Source organism: Mesorhizobium sp. M1A.F.Ca.IN.020.03.2.1, from assembly GCF_004023205.1.
GTDB lineage: Bacteria > Pseudomonadota > Alphaproteobacteria > Rhizobiales > Rhizobiaceae > Mesorhizobium.
The window spans coordinates 1-11,622 of sequence record NZ_RZSV01000186.1; the positions used below are offsets into that span (position 1 = coordinate 1).

Genomic DNA, 11,622 nt, shown 5'->3' on the forward strand with positions numbered 1-11,622 from the left:
AAATCTTTCCACAGCCGCCGGGCACGCTGCCCGACCGCTATGGCGACGACGGCTTCGACCTAGCGGACTATGTCGAGCGGGCGAAGGACGGGGTGAGCCCGCTCGAGGCCATTCCCACCATGGAGGACGGGCTGAAGGGGCTGGAAGAGACAGGCCGCATCGACTTCGAGAACTGGCTTGACGCCAACCGCGTCGACGCGGTGGTGTTGCCGGCCGTCGCCGATGTCGGCCCGGCCGATGCGGATGTCAACGAGGCCTCCGCCGATCTTGCCTGGCGCAACGGCACCTGGGTCGCCAACGGCAATCTGGTCTGGCGCCATCTCGGCATCCCGACGGTGACGGTGCCGATGGGCACCATGGCCGACATCGGCATGCCGGTGGGCTTGACCTTCGCCGGCAAGGCCTATGACGACGTGGCGCTGCTGACGATGGCCGGCGGCTACGAGCGCGCCACCCAGCGCCGCACCGTCCCGCCACGCACGCCGCCGCTGGCCGATGATGTGTTTGAACGGAGCGAGGGCACATTGGGTCGCCCCAGCGAAGCGCTGCTTATGCTGGCCCTCACCGCCGAGACAATCCATGCCGGCGACACGGACGAGATCGCGATCGCGCTGGAGATCGACGCGGGCGAGGCCGGGCCGGATGCAGCCGTGAAAGTCCACGTCAACGGCGAACCGGTCGCCATGCAGGGAAGCGGCAACCGCCACACCGGCCGGGCCGTCGTGCCGGCTGCGACGCATCAGGGCTTCCACAGCGTCTGGCGCCGCGCCTACGGCTCGATCGTCACGGCGATCGTGAGGCTGCCGGATCGGCGAGTTGGCGGGGCTTATGTTGTGACCGGCGGGATTGGGTAGGGCGCTTATCTTCTCCCCTTGTGGGAGAAAGAGGATCGGCGGGTAGCGCCGAGACGGATGAGGGTGCTGGAAGAAGATTGAGCGCTCCGGCAGCGGTGCCGTGCCTGTAGGAGGCGGGCGTCCTTAATCTCAAACTAACCAGCGGAACAATAGAATACATCCATGAATTGGTGGATCGGACTTTGCTGGTCGGTTGGGACCCTTTGCTTTGCGGCGCTCGACTATCGGGCCCGGAAATCGGCCGGCAGGCGACATTCAGACTGGCTCTGGCGCCTGGCCATGTACTTTGCGGTGGGCGGCGGCCTTTTCGCGGCCATGGGATATGCGCCCATCGCCCTTTACCGCTTGGGTGAGTCCATCGTCGGTTTATACAATCATCCATCTGCACCGAAGATGCTGCTGGCTTTCGCAACTACTGCGGTCTGCGTAGTTCTCGCCCTGGAAATTCTTAAGGTAGCCGTTGGAACACTGCGCGAAGCCGGCAGTTCGCTGCCGGGTCGCCGCTCATTGGATGTTGCCTGGCGGATCGCTATTGCTCTCGTGTTGTTCGCCATAGCGGTGGGCCTCCTTGCTGGCAGCGTCTATGTTCTGAGGAACCGCTAGCAGAATGCTCTAGCTCGTACCCTGAATCCAAGCTGTGGCGAGCGGCGCCGAACTGTCGATCTGCCACAAGGGCGGGATCACGCTCCGCGTCCTTGACCCACCCCCCACCTCCGCTATCTTCGCGCCCATGCCAGATACCGCTCCCTCGGCCGCCGCTCCGCTGATCGTCATCGACCTGCAGACCGGCATGTTCGACGGCCGTTTCGATCCGCCGATCCATGATGCCGACGTCATTGCCGAGCGCGCGCGAAAATTGATCGATTGGGCGCGCAAAACCGGCCGCAAGGTGGCCTTCGTGCGTCATGACGGGCCGGCGGGGGATCCGCTGGCACCGGGCGCTTCCGGCTGGCCGGTATGGCCGCAGCTCGGCCAGGCGGCCGGCGAACCGACCTTCGGCAAGAGCGTCGGCAATGCCTTCTCCAACGCCGATCTCGGGCAGTGGGTCGCGGGGCAGGGCGTTCGCGACGTGGTGCTCATCGGCGCCCAGAGCGATTTCTGCGTTGCCGCCACGGTGAAAGGCGCTCTTGCCCAGGGCCTCGGCGTCACCGTCGTTTCGGATGCGCATTCGACGCTCGATTCCGAGGAGGAGAAAGCGCCGGACATCATCGTCCGGCACAACAAAGCCTTCGCCGAGCAGGGCGCGCGGCTGACGACGACCGCGGCGCTGATTGGGGGCTGAGGGCTTGGCTCCTCCTTCTTCCTTGTGGGAAGAACGTGTTGCCGAAGGCGACGGATGAGAAGGGAAAACCAACCCAAGGAGCGCTCATGCCAATCCCCTCCCTGCCTGCCGAAGGTGGCTGCCGCTGCGGCCGCGTGCGCCTCAGGATCTCCGCTAAGCCGCTGCTCACCATGGCCTGCCATTGCACCGGCTGCCAGAAGATGTCGTCGAGCGCTTATTCGCTGAGCGCCGCCATTCCCGCGGATGGCTTCGAGATCACCAAGGGCGAGCCGGTGATCGGCGGCCTGCACGGCGCTTCGAAACACTATTTCTGCGGCTACTGCATGAGCTGGATGTTCACCCGGCCGGAGGGGCTCGACTGGTTCGTCAACCTGCGCCCGACCATGCTGGACCACCCCGCCTGGTTCACGCCTTTCGTCGAGACCTGGACCAGCGAGAAGCTGCCATGGGCCGAGACGCCCGCCCTGCACAGCTACGCGGCCCTGCCGGCCTTCGAGGAATATGACGGGCTGGTCGCGGAATACGCCAAGTCCCAGGCCTGATGGCCCAAAACAAAACGGCGACCCGGGTCAGATCGCCGTTCAGTACAAGGTCGACGCGGCCGTTGGGGGCGACATTGTTGGGGATGTGCTTGGGCGTCCGCGTCGACCAAGGCGGCCTCGTACCGCAGCCTGGACTATGGCATGTTTTTCTCGTGCCGAAACTTCCGCGATAGCGGAATAGGCAGGGAGCAGGGACTTCCCCACCGCCGCTTGGAATTAAGGTTAACGGCGGCGCAGCCGATCGGGCACGCGCGATCTGCCAACCGCGGGTGACCGAGAACTTGGGCGAAACACTTTCTATCCCGATCCGCATTGACCTCTGCCGGCCGAGGGACGACGACTGATGCATCATTGCTGATGGATTGCATCTTGCCCCGCTTTCTCAACGCAAAACTCGCCGACGGCTCCCTGGCCGACCTCACCGTTGCCGACGGCCGCTTCAACGCCATCACGCCCGCCGCCAATGCCGCCGGCGCGGCGCCAGGCGCCGTCGATCTCGCCGGCCAGCTCGTGCTGCCGGCCTTCGTCGAGGGCCACATCCATCTCGACACCTCCTTCTATGGCGATGCCTGGCGCTCGCACATTCCCTGCACCAACGGCTTCGATGTGCGCGAGCGGGTCGCCTTCCAGATGCGGAACCTCGAGCAGGCCGCGCCGATGGAAGAGCGCGCGAAAAACCAGCTCGAGCTTTGCATCGGCAATGGCAGCCTTGCGATGCGCAGCCACGTCATGGTCGACGCCGCGGTCGGGCTGAAACATGTCGAGACGATCCTTGCCGTGCGCGAAAAATATCGCGAGCTGATCGACATCCAGCTCGTCGCCTTCCCGCAAAGCGGCATCCAGTCGTCGCCCGGCACCGCCGAGCTTCTGGACGAGGCTTTGAAGCTCGGCTGCGATCTGATCGGCGGGCTGGACCCGGCAAGCTTCGACCGCGATGTGAAGGGCCATCTCGACGTCGTCTTCGGCCTTGCCGAAAAACACGGCGCCGGAATCGATATCCACCTGCATGACGGCGGCACCCTCGGCCTGTTCGAGATCGAGGAGATCGCCGCGCGGACCACGGCACTGGGCATGCAAGGCAAAGTCGCTGTCAGCCACGCCTATGCGCTGGGCGACATTTCCGCCGACGCGCTGGCCGAAGCCGGCGAGCTGCTCGCCGCCTCCGGCGTCGCCATCATGACCAACGCGCCCGGCAACCATCCTTTCCCGCCGGTGGCGGCATTGCGCAAGGCGGGCGTCACGGTCTTTGCCGGCTCCGACAACATCCGCGATTCCTGGTGGCCCTACGGCGATGGCGACATGCTGAACCGCGCCAACATGATCGGCTACCGCTCCGGCTTCTACGAGGATCGCGAGCTGGAAGCCGCCTACGACGTGGTGAGCCATGCCGGCGCCAGGGCGCTAGGACTCGAAGGCTATGGCATCGCCGTCGGCGCCAAGGCCGATTTCGTCGCGCTCAGGGCCGAGCATGTGCCGGAAGCGGTGGTGGCCGTGCCGAAGGAGCGGACCGTGTATCGCGCGGGCAGGGAAGTGATCAGGGACGGGAAGGTGGTTGATCGGGCCGGCCTCACCGGCCTGCCATCTGCTTGACAGTCCGATAGCCGTACCGCATTTTCCGGCGAGGCAGGGGAGATTTCGCCATGAAAAAAGAATATTCGAAGCCGACGTTCGTCCGCAAAGGCCGGCTCTCGGCGCAGACCGCGCAGCAACTTCCTTCCGGTGGTACGGACTAACACCTGACGCCTATCTTGGCGGACAAGGCAATCAGCAATTGTGCGCCCGTTATTGCCGGCAGCGCCGCCTGTTGGCACTCGCCTCTAGTCTAGTGCCGCGACGTCGAAACCCAATTTAATTCGCACACAAATGTTTCAGGCCGCTCCGGCTTCGTGAAGCATTTCACCGTCTGCGCGCAATCGCCTGGTTACAGACGCACCTGAAAAGCGGCGCCCGGAGGGCGGCCGCCAGTTCTGCCGCTGCTTTGTGGAGGTTGCGATGTTTAAGAGCCTTAACCGAATTCGCGCCGCGTTCGCGCAGGCGAGCAGGCGCCGCAGGACGACGCGCGAGCTGAACGAACTGCCGCCGGAGATCCGCAAGGACATCGGATGGCCCGATACGGCCCGGGACGACGAGATTCGATTGCCGTTCTAATGCATTGTTGCCCAAAGTGCGGAGCGGTTTGGGGATAAGGGCATGCATAAGCAAAGCCTCGGCCTGCGGTGACGTGATGCCGGCAGCACGGGACGACGAACGCGCCGTCCCTGCTGCCTGGCCAGGCCGTCAGCCGGCGGGCTTGTAGGCCCCGGCAGCCTTGTTGGCGACCTCGAGCACCGCCTTCATGTCGAGTTCTTCGAGGACGACCAGCTCGCTCAACGAGCCGCTCGCGCGCACGGCAAGGGCCATGCCCATCCCGGCGACCTGATCCGGCACCTCGCCATTGACGACGACGTCGTAAATGCCGCGCGTGAACATGACGCTGCTCATCCTGCCGCCGACGCTTTCAAAGAGCGCCTGGATTGCAGCTTCGCGGTTCGATCCCTGCATCAGCCCTTTGGCGGCATGGGGTTCGTAACTTGCCAGTATGGTGACCTTCATGGCTATCTCCTCCAAATATCATTGCCTCAGGCTGCTCAATGGTTTGAGCAGCCGAGGTGATTGTTGTTTCACTGACATTTGACTTGGTCACGGACCGCCCGGGCACCATGGCCAACAGGCGGTTCAGCCGGAGCACGGCTTCGGCTTGCGACAATATGCGCCTATTCTAATATTACGACAATCCCGCGATGAGCGGACCGCCGTCGTGTCAGATATCTCCGTCAGGATATGTGGGTCAAATGTCGTCGGAGCGATGCGCCATGGCCGTTTTGTGTATTCACGCGACGGACGTGGCCTGATAATAGGTCAACGAAGCTGACCTAAATGCTAAGACCCTGAACGAAGCACTGCGGGAGGTGCGCTTTGACCGTGTTGAACCTTCTGGCCTCGCGCTCCTCGCGCATGAAGGCCTCGGAAATCCGCGAGCTCCTGAAGCTGCTCGATCAGCCCGACATCATCTCGTTCGCCGGCGGTATTCCCGATGCCTCGCTGTTTCCGGCCGAGGCCATCGGCGACGCCTATCAGGCCGTGCTCGGCGGCGCGGAAGCGGGGGCCGCGCTGCAATACCAGGTCAGCGAAGGTTTCCTGCCGCTGCGCAAATGGCTGGCCGGCTATATGGGCGGACTCGGCATCCGATGCGACGAGGGCAACATCTTCATCACCTCCGGCTCGCAGCAGGCGCTCGACTATCTTGGCAAGCTGTTTCTGTCGCCGGGCGATACCGCGCTGGTCACCTGGCCGACCTATCTCGGCGCGCTGCAGGCCTTCAACGCCTACGAGCCGCGTTACGACCGGCTGAACATTGCCGGCGGCAACATGACGCCGGAGGCCTATCGCGCGGCAGCCGCGGGCAACGGCGGCAAGGTGAAATTCGCCTATCTGGTGCCGGATTTCGCCAACCCGACTGGCAACACGCTGGATAGCAAGCAGCGCGAGGCGGTGCTCGACCTCGCCGGCGAGCTCGACATCGCCGTCATCGAGGACGCCGCCTATCGGGCGCTGCGGTATGACGGCGAGGCGGTGCCGCCGATCCTGGCGCTGGATTGTGCCCGCTCGGGCGGCATCGACAATGCCCGCACGCTCTTTTGCGGCTCCTTCTCCAAGATCCTGTCGCCAGGCATGCGCGTCGGCTGGGTCTGCGCGCCGCGCCATGTGGTGGAAAAGCTGGTGCTGATGAAACAGGCCTCCGATCTGCACAGCCCGTCGATCAACCAGATGGTCATGCATCGCGTTGCCGAGACCATCTTCGACGCCCAGGTGGAGAAGCTGATCGGTGCCTATCGCCGTCGCCGCGACGCGCTGCTCGGCGCGCTCGAGGAAAACATGCCGGACGGCATTTCCTGGAGCCGGCCGGAAGGCGGCATGTTCGTCTGGCTGACGCTGCCCGAAGGCACTGACGCCACCGCGTTGCTGGCGCGTTCGGTAAAAGAGGCGCGCGTCGCCTTCGTGCCGGGCAACGCCTTTTACGCCGACGGCACTGGCCGCAACACGCTGCGCATGTCCTTCACGCTGGCCGACGACCGCGCGGTGGGCGAGGGCGTGCCGCGATTGGCGAAGCTGCTGAGGTAGCCAATTCCCTCAAAGAGAGATCGACAGCCGGCTATCACCTCCTTCTCGCGCAGGCGTGATTGGTAGTGCGCAGCCGTGATTATAGCCCCGCCGATTCTTCGGCTAGGGTCGCGGCCGATCCAACACCCCCTGGATCGGCAGGCAGCGAAGTCCCACCTTCAAGGCCTCAACGAAAGAGCCCCGACGGCTTCCACCGGCGGGGCTTTTTTGTGTCGGCGATCCGGCGCGAATCGAAACCGCCCTACTTGTTGCAGTTCTGCATGTTCGAGGTCGTATTGCCGCTGGCCGTGTTGTTGTCGGTATCGTTGGCGCCCGTATCCTTGCAGCGATCCTGCATGCCGGCCGGCTGGTTCGTCGAATTCGTGGAATTCATGGAATTCGTGGAATTCGTGGTGGTCGTATCCGTGCCAGGGGTTGTCGGCGTGGTGACCGTGGCACCGCCCGTCGCACTGCCCGAGGCGCCGCCAGTCGTGCCCGAGACGCCGCCCGAAACGCTGCCGCTGGCGTCGCCGCTCGCGCCGGCTGTCTGAGCCATGGCGCCCGAGGTCGCGAGCGCCAGGGTAAGAACGGAAGCTGCGAGAATCTTCTTCATCATCAGGAAATCTCCATTGGTTTGCATCGTTGACTAAGTTTCCAACGGAGCTTTCCAGGGGATGTTCCGGCTGAAAAAATTCGTGAAGAACCGCATAGCTCTGTTTTTCTGAGCCAACAGCCAGATCGCGTGGCGGCACTTTCAGGAAGGGCCGGCAAGGACAAATCTGTCGCCCGGGTTGGCGAGAGGGGGGATAGTATACACGCATCGCCGCGCGTGACACTGGTCATCCGCAGTGCTCCGGATCCTCTCCTTGTAAGGGAGATCGGCAGCTCCGGCGCCTGCCGACCCGTCACGCAAAGTTGCTCGGCTCCGGCGCGCCTTTCGGATAGACTTTGGGCAATCCAAGTAGAAGGAGTGAAGCCATGACTTCGCGCCTCAGCCTGATTGGACTTGCCTTCGCTGCCTTCGCCACTCAGGCATTCGCCTTCGAGATCTCCAGCCCGTCGGTTTCCAACGACAAGTGGGACGCAAAATATCTCGGCGACAAGCCCGGATGCGGCGGCAAGAGCGTCTCGATCGCGCTTGCCTGGAAGGATCCGCCGGCGGGCACCAGGAGCTACGCGCTCACCATGTTCGATCCCGACGCCAACGACGGCAAGGGGTTCTGGCATTGGCTTGCCTGGAACATCCCGGCAAGCGCCAAGGGCCTCGCCGAAGGCGCCAGCTCCAAAGGCGGCAAGCGCCTGCCGAAGGGCACGGTGTCCGGCATGGGCGGCGTCGGTCGCACCGGCTATTTCGGCCCATGTCCGCCGCCCGGCAGCGGCACGCACCACTATGTCTTCACGATCTATGCGCTGAGTGAGGCGAAGCTGCGCACGCCGGAAAATCCGTCGCCCGAAATGGTGTCGGTCGCGGCGAAGAGCCAGGCGCTGGCGGAGGCCAGTGTGACGTATACCTACGGGAGGTAGCTGATCTCCCCCCTCGAGGGGGGAGATGGCCGGCAGGCCAAAGCGGGTCGATGCGCGTAGCGCCGACGCCCGAAGAACAATAAGAGGGCAAGTTGGCGCATCATGCGCGCCGACCCTCTCTGTCGCCTTCGGCGACATCTCCCCCGCAAGGGGAGATCAGCAGCTCACTCCGCCGCTTGCAACCTGTCCTGCGTCTTCGTCTCGAAATCGCTGGCGTCGTGGCGCTCGTGCAGCTGGGAGGCCGGATCGCCGGAGATGCGGTTGACCATGCGGCCGCGCCTTACCGCAGGCCTGGCGTCGATCGCGTCGGCCCAGCGCTGCACGTGCTTGTATTCATGCACGGCGAGGAACTGCGCGGCATCGTTGTAGCTGCGGCCTTTGGCGAGCCCGCCATACCAGGGCCAGACCGCCATGTCGGCGATGGTGTAATCCGGCCCGGCGAGATACTCGCTTTCCGCCAGCCGCCGATCCAGCACGTCCATCTGCCGCTTGGTTTCCATGGCGAAGCGGTCGATGGCGTATTCGATCTTTTCCGGCGCATAGGCGTAGAAATGCCCGAAGCCGCCGCCGAGATAGGGCGCCGAGCCCATCTGCCAGAACAGCCACGAGAAGGTTTCGGCCCGCGCTGCACGCTCCGTCGGCAGAAACTCGCCGAATTTTTCCGCCAGATAGGTGAGGATCGAGCCCGACTCGAACACGCGCACCGGCTTCGGCTCGCTGCGGTCCATCAGCGCCGGGATCTTGGAGTTCGGATTGACCTCGACGAAGCCCGAGCCGAACTGGTCGCCGTCATTGATGCGAATCAGCCAGGCGTCGTATTCGGCGCCCTTGTGGCCGCGCGCCAGCAACTCCTCCAGCATGATCGTCACCTTCTGGCCGTTGGGCGTGGCCAGCGAATAGAGCTGAAGCGGATGCTTGCCGACAGGCAATTCCTTCTCGTGCGTCGGCCCGGCGACTGGCCGGTTGATGGAGGCGAAGGTGCCGCCATTCGGCTTGTTCCAGGTCCAGACTTTCGGCGGGTTGTACTGGTTCATCTCGGGAGGCCTTGTTGCTGTGAGCGGGATGCGGGGTTCGTTGGCGCAAGATTTAGGTGCGGTTGCGCGGGCGTCAAAGAAAAAAGTTCAAATTTCGTTGAACTAACGCTTGGGCCAGCAGCGCCCCGCCTTCTCCGTCAGGGACAGATGCCCTTGCACCGCGTCCCTTTGGCCATACTTATAGAAAAAGACCCGTAATTCAGGATCGACGATGACCATCGAAAAAATCTCGCGCTCCGTCGTGGCCGTGCGCGCCACGGTTCCGGACGACGCCTTCACCGCCAATGCGCTGGGCACGCGCCGTGAGGGCAGCGGCGTGGTGATCCGCGACAGCGGGCTGGTTCTCACCATCGGCTATCTCGTCACCGAGGCCGAGGAGGTCTGGCTGACCGACCAGGACGGCCGCGTGGTTGCGGCGCATGCGCTGGCCTATGACCAGGAGACCGGCTTCGGCCTGGTGCAGGCGCTGGCGCCGCTCGGCCTGCCGGCGGTCAAGTTTGGCAACGCCAGGAAGGCCAATATCGGCGACGCCGTGACGCTTGCCGACGGCATCGGCCAGCAGGTCGACGCCCACATCGTCACCAAGCAGGAATTCGCCGGCTATTGGGAATATCTCATCGACGAGGCGATCTTCACCGCGCCGGCGCATCCGTCGTGGGGTGGTGCTGCGCTGTTCGACCGTGACGGCAAGCTGCTCGGCGTCGGCTCGCTGCGCCTGCAGATGAGCCGCGCCGGCGAGGTTGCCGACATCAACATGATCGTGCCGATCGACCTTCTGACGCCGATCCTCGACGATCTGGTCAAGCGCGGCCAGGTCGCCAAGCCGCCGCGCCCGTGGCTCGGCGCCTTCTCGGCGGAGTCGAACGGCATGGTGGTGGTGATGAGCGTCGCCGAAGGTGGTCCCGCGGCAAAGGCTGGCCTTCGCCAAGGCGACATCATCTCCGACGTGCGCGACGGCGAGGTTGACGGTCTCGCCGACTTCTATCGAAAACTCTGGCAGAACCCGGCCGGCGCGGAAATTCCGTTGCGCGTCGTGCGCGACGGCCGTGAGACCTGGCTTCGCGTAAAATCGGCCGACCGCAACTCCTTCCTCAAGAAGCCGCAGCTGCAGTAACGTGCATCCAAGGCTGCTGAAGACCTTTCTCGCGGTCGCGCGCACACGCAACGTCACGCGCGCGGCGGGCGAGCTCAATCTCGCGCAGTCGAGCGTCAGCGACCAGATCCAGTCGCTCGAGGCCGAGCTGGGCGCGACGCTGTTCACACGGTCGCGGCAAGGGCTGGACCTGACCCCGGCCGGCGAGGCGCTGCAAGCTTACGCCGAGGAATTGCTGGCGCTCGCCGACGACGCCCGGGCCGCCATCGATGCCACCAAGGCCGAGACGGCCGGCAGCCTGTCGATCGGCGCGCTCGAGACGATCGCTTCGGCAAAACTTCCCGGCTGGCTCGCCGATTTCCAGGCCGTTCATCCCGACATCAACATCAGGCTGAAAATCGCAGGCAGCGGCGAGTTGCGCCGCAGGCTGGGAGAGGGCGGGATCGACGTCGCCTTCTGCTTCGACAGACCGGGCGCCAGCGAGCCCGACGAGCGCTTCGCCAGGCGCCCCGTCGCGGCCGAGCCACTGGTGCTGATCGCGCCGCCGGGCGAGAACCGGGCGGATGTCGATCTGGGGGAGCTTGCCGAAAAGCGCTTCGTCGCCACCGAAACCGGATGCGTCTACCGCGCCATGGTCGACACGGCCTTCACCGAGGCGGGCCTCGGCGGACCGAAGCTCGCGGCCGAGGCTGGCAGCATTGACGCCATCGCCGGCCTGGTGGCGGCCGGCGCCGGCTTCGGCCTTGTGCCGCGGCTGGCGGTCGCCGCGGCGCTCGATCGCGGCGAGGTGGCCGAGATCGCATGGCCGGGCCCGATCCGCTCGGCGGAGCTGGTCATGATCTGGCGGCGCCGGCGCGTCCAGCCGCCGGCGCTGAAGCTCTTGCTCGCGGCGATGGGCGAAAACTTCGCGCTCGTCAGACCAGCCGCTGCCCGCCCTCGACATGCAGCGTCGTTCCCGTCGTAAAGCCGTTGCCCATCAGGAAGCGGATCGCGTCCGCAATGTCTTCCGGCCGTCCGACCCGTCCCGCCGGCAGGCGCTTCGCCATCGCGGCAAGCGTCTCGTCCTTCGCATCGCCGGCAACGAATTGCCAGATCGGCGTGTCGACCCAGCCGGGCGAGACGGCATTGACGCGGATCGGCGCCAGCTCGATGG

The 11,622-nt window shown here is 64.8% G+C and carries 15 protein-coding genes; 11 read left to right on the top strand and 4 right to left on the bottom strand.

Annotation, left to right across the window (positions count from 1 at the left end; genetic code table 11):
• The 7 genes from EOA79_RS23980 to EOA79_RS24010 all read left to right on the top strand — a co-directional run.
• Positions 1-854, top strand: an 854-nt coding sequence (locus EOA79_RS23980; protein WP_245489922.1) for an amidase family protein, incomplete at its 5' end; no start/stop codon positions are given.
• 162 nt (positions 855-1,016) lie between these two features.
• Positions 1,017-1,457, top strand: a complete 441-nt coding sequence (locus tag EOA79_RS23985) for a hypothetical protein (protein ID WP_127336091.1) — start codon at positions 1,017-1,019, stop codon at positions 1,455-1,457.
• 127 nt (positions 1,458-1,584) lie between these two features.
• Positions 1,585-2,136, top strand: a complete 552-nt coding sequence (locus EOA79_RS23990; protein ID WP_127246774.1) for an isochorismatase family protein — start codon at positions 1,585-1,587, stop codon at positions 2,134-2,136.
• Positions 2,137-2,222: 86 nt separating this feature from the next.
• The gene (locus tag EOA79_RS23995) at positions 2,223-2,678 is read left to right on the top strand and encodes a GFA family protein (protein ID WP_095824520.1); all 456 of its coding nucleotides are present in this window, start codon (positions 2,223-2,225) and stop codon (positions 2,676-2,678) included.
• A gap of 357 nt (positions 2,679-3,035) precedes the next feature.
• On the top strand, positions 3,036-4,268 hold the full coding sequence (locus EOA79_RS24000) for an amidohydrolase family protein (protein ID WP_095824519.1): 1,233 nt from the start codon (positions 3,036-3,038) through the stop codon (positions 4,266-4,268).
• Between the two features lie 50 nt (positions 4,269-4,318).
• Entirely contained in the window at positions 4,319-4,411 is a 93-nt protein-coding gene (locus EOA79_RS24005) for a putative RiPP precursor (RefSeq protein WP_127240617.1), read from the top strand.
• 259 nt (positions 4,412-4,670) lie between these two features.
• Entirely contained in the window at positions 4,671-4,826 is a 156-nt protein-coding gene (locus EOA79_RS24010) for a DUF1127 domain-containing protein (protein WP_095824518.1), read from the top strand.
• 129 nt (positions 4,827-4,955) lie between these two features.
• On the opposite strand, the gene EOA79_RS24015 is transcribed toward EOA79_RS24010, so the two are convergent.
• The gene (locus EOA79_RS24015; RefSeq protein WP_095824517.1) at positions 4,956-5,270 is read right to left on the bottom strand and encodes a GYD domain-containing protein; all 315 of its coding nucleotides are present in this window, start codon (positions 5,268-5,270) and stop codon (positions 4,956-4,958) included.
• A gap of 402 nt (positions 5,271-5,672) precedes the next feature.
• Here EOA79_RS24015 and EOA79_RS24020 point away from each other — a divergent pair, with 402 nt between their 5' ends.
• Positions 5,673-6,839 carry a PLP-dependent aminotransferase family protein gene (locus EOA79_RS24020; RefSeq protein ID WP_179293628.1) on the top strand — a complete coding sequence of 389 codons (1,167 nt, stop codon included), beginning with the start codon at positions 5,673-5,675 and terminating at the stop codon, positions 6,837-6,839.
• A gap of 241 nt (positions 6,840-7,080) precedes the next feature.
• Here the strand turns inward: EOA79_RS24020 and EOA79_RS24025 are convergent, their stop codons facing one another.
• Positions 7,081-7,434, bottom strand: a complete 354-nt coding sequence (locus tag EOA79_RS24025; RefSeq protein WP_095824669.1) for a hypothetical protein — start codon at positions 7,432-7,434, stop codon at positions 7,081-7,083.
• A 362-nt stretch (positions 7,435-7,796) separates the two neighbouring features.
• Here EOA79_RS24025 and EOA79_RS24030 point away from each other — a divergent pair, with 362 nt between their 5' ends.
• Entirely contained in the window at positions 7,797-8,342 is a 546-nt protein-coding gene (locus EOA79_RS24030; protein WP_095824515.1) for a YbhB/YbcL family Raf kinase inhibitor-like protein, read from the top strand.
• 164 nt (positions 8,343-8,506) lie between these two features.
• Here EOA79_RS24030 and yghU read toward each other — a convergent pair whose 3' ends face one another.
• A complete protein-coding gene (gene yghU / locus EOA79_RS24035) occupies positions 8,507-9,376 on the bottom strand; it encodes a glutathione-dependent disulfide-bond oxidoreductase (protein ID WP_066998468.1) in 870 nt (289 codons plus the stop codon).
• A 211-nt stretch (positions 9,377-9,587) separates the two neighbouring features.
• Here yghU and EOA79_RS24040 point away from each other — a divergent pair, with 211 nt between their 5' ends.
• Both EOA79_RS24040 and EOA79_RS24045 read left to right on the top strand, forming a co-directional pair.
• The gene (locus EOA79_RS24040) at positions 9,588-10,490 is read left to right on the top strand and encodes a S1C family serine protease (protein ID WP_127335471.1); all 903 of its coding nucleotides are present in this window, start codon (positions 9,588-9,590) and stop codon (positions 10,488-10,490) included.
• A gap of 1 nt (position 10,491) precedes the next feature.
• Positions 10,492-11,433 (top strand): LysR family transcriptional regulator, encoded by a 942-nt coding sequence (locus tag EOA79_RS24045; RefSeq protein WP_095824514.1) that lies wholly within the window; start codon positions 10,492-10,494, stop codon positions 11,431-11,433.
• Here EOA79_RS24045 and EOA79_RS24050 read toward each other — a convergent pair.
• Positions 11,384-11,622 (bottom strand): SDR family oxidoreductase (locus EOA79_RS24050; RefSeq protein WP_128293341.1); only part of this gene is annotated, 239 nt, incomplete at its 5' end. The genes EOA79_RS24045 and EOA79_RS24050 overlap by 50 nt on opposite strands.

What these genes read in the sequence shown, in the direction of transcription:
- EOA79_RS24020 (WP_179293628.1), top strand. Translation starts at nt 5,673, where the DNA reads ATGAAGGCCTCGGAAATCCGCGAGCTCCTGAAGCTGCTCGATCAGCCC.
- EOA79_RS24005 (WP_127240617.1), top strand. Translation starts at nt 4,319, where the DNA reads ATGAAAAAAGAATATTCGAAGCCGACGTTCGTCCGCAAAGGCCGGCTC.
- EOA79_RS24025 (WP_095824669.1), bottom strand. Translation starts at nt 7,434, where the DNA reads ATGATGAAGAAGATTCTCGCAGCTTCCGTTCTTACCCTGGCGCTCGCG.
- EOA79_RS23985 (WP_127336091.1), top strand. Translation starts at nt 1,017, where the DNA reads ATGAATTGGTGGATCGGACTTTGCTGGTCGGTTGGGACCCTTTGCTTT.
- EOA79_RS24030 (WP_095824515.1), top strand. Translation starts at nt 7,797, where the DNA reads ATGACTTCGCGCCTCAGCCTGATTGGACTTGCCTTCGCTGCCTTCGCC.
- EOA79_RS24000 (WP_095824519.1), top strand. Translation starts at nt 3,036, where the DNA reads ATGGATTGCATCTTGCCCCGCTTTCTCAACGCAAAACTCGCCGACGGC.
- EOA79_RS24040 (WP_127335471.1), top strand. Translation starts at nt 9,588, where the DNA reads ATGACCATCGAAAAAATCTCGCGCTCCGTCGTGGCCGTGCGCGCCACG.
- EOA79_RS24015 (WP_095824517.1), bottom strand. Translation starts at nt 5,270, where the DNA reads ATGAAGGTCACCATACTGGCAAGTTACGAACCCCATGCCGCCAAAGGG.
- yghU (WP_066998468.1), bottom strand. Translation starts at nt 9,376, where the DNA reads ATGAACCAGTACAACCCGCCGAAAGTCTGGACCTGGAACAAGCCGAAT.
- EOA79_RS24010 (WP_095824518.1), top strand. Translation starts at nt 4,671, where the DNA reads ATGTTTAAGAGCCTTAACCGAATTCGCGCCGCGTTCGCGCAGGCGAGC.
- EOA79_RS23990 (WP_127246774.1), top strand. Translation starts at nt 1,585, where the DNA reads ATGCCAGATACCGCTCCCTCGGCCGCCGCTCCGCTGATCGTCATCGAC.
- EOA79_RS23995 (WP_095824520.1), top strand. Translation starts at nt 2,223, where the DNA reads ATGCCAATCCCCTCCCTGCCTGCCGAAGGTGGCTGCCGCTGCGGCCGC.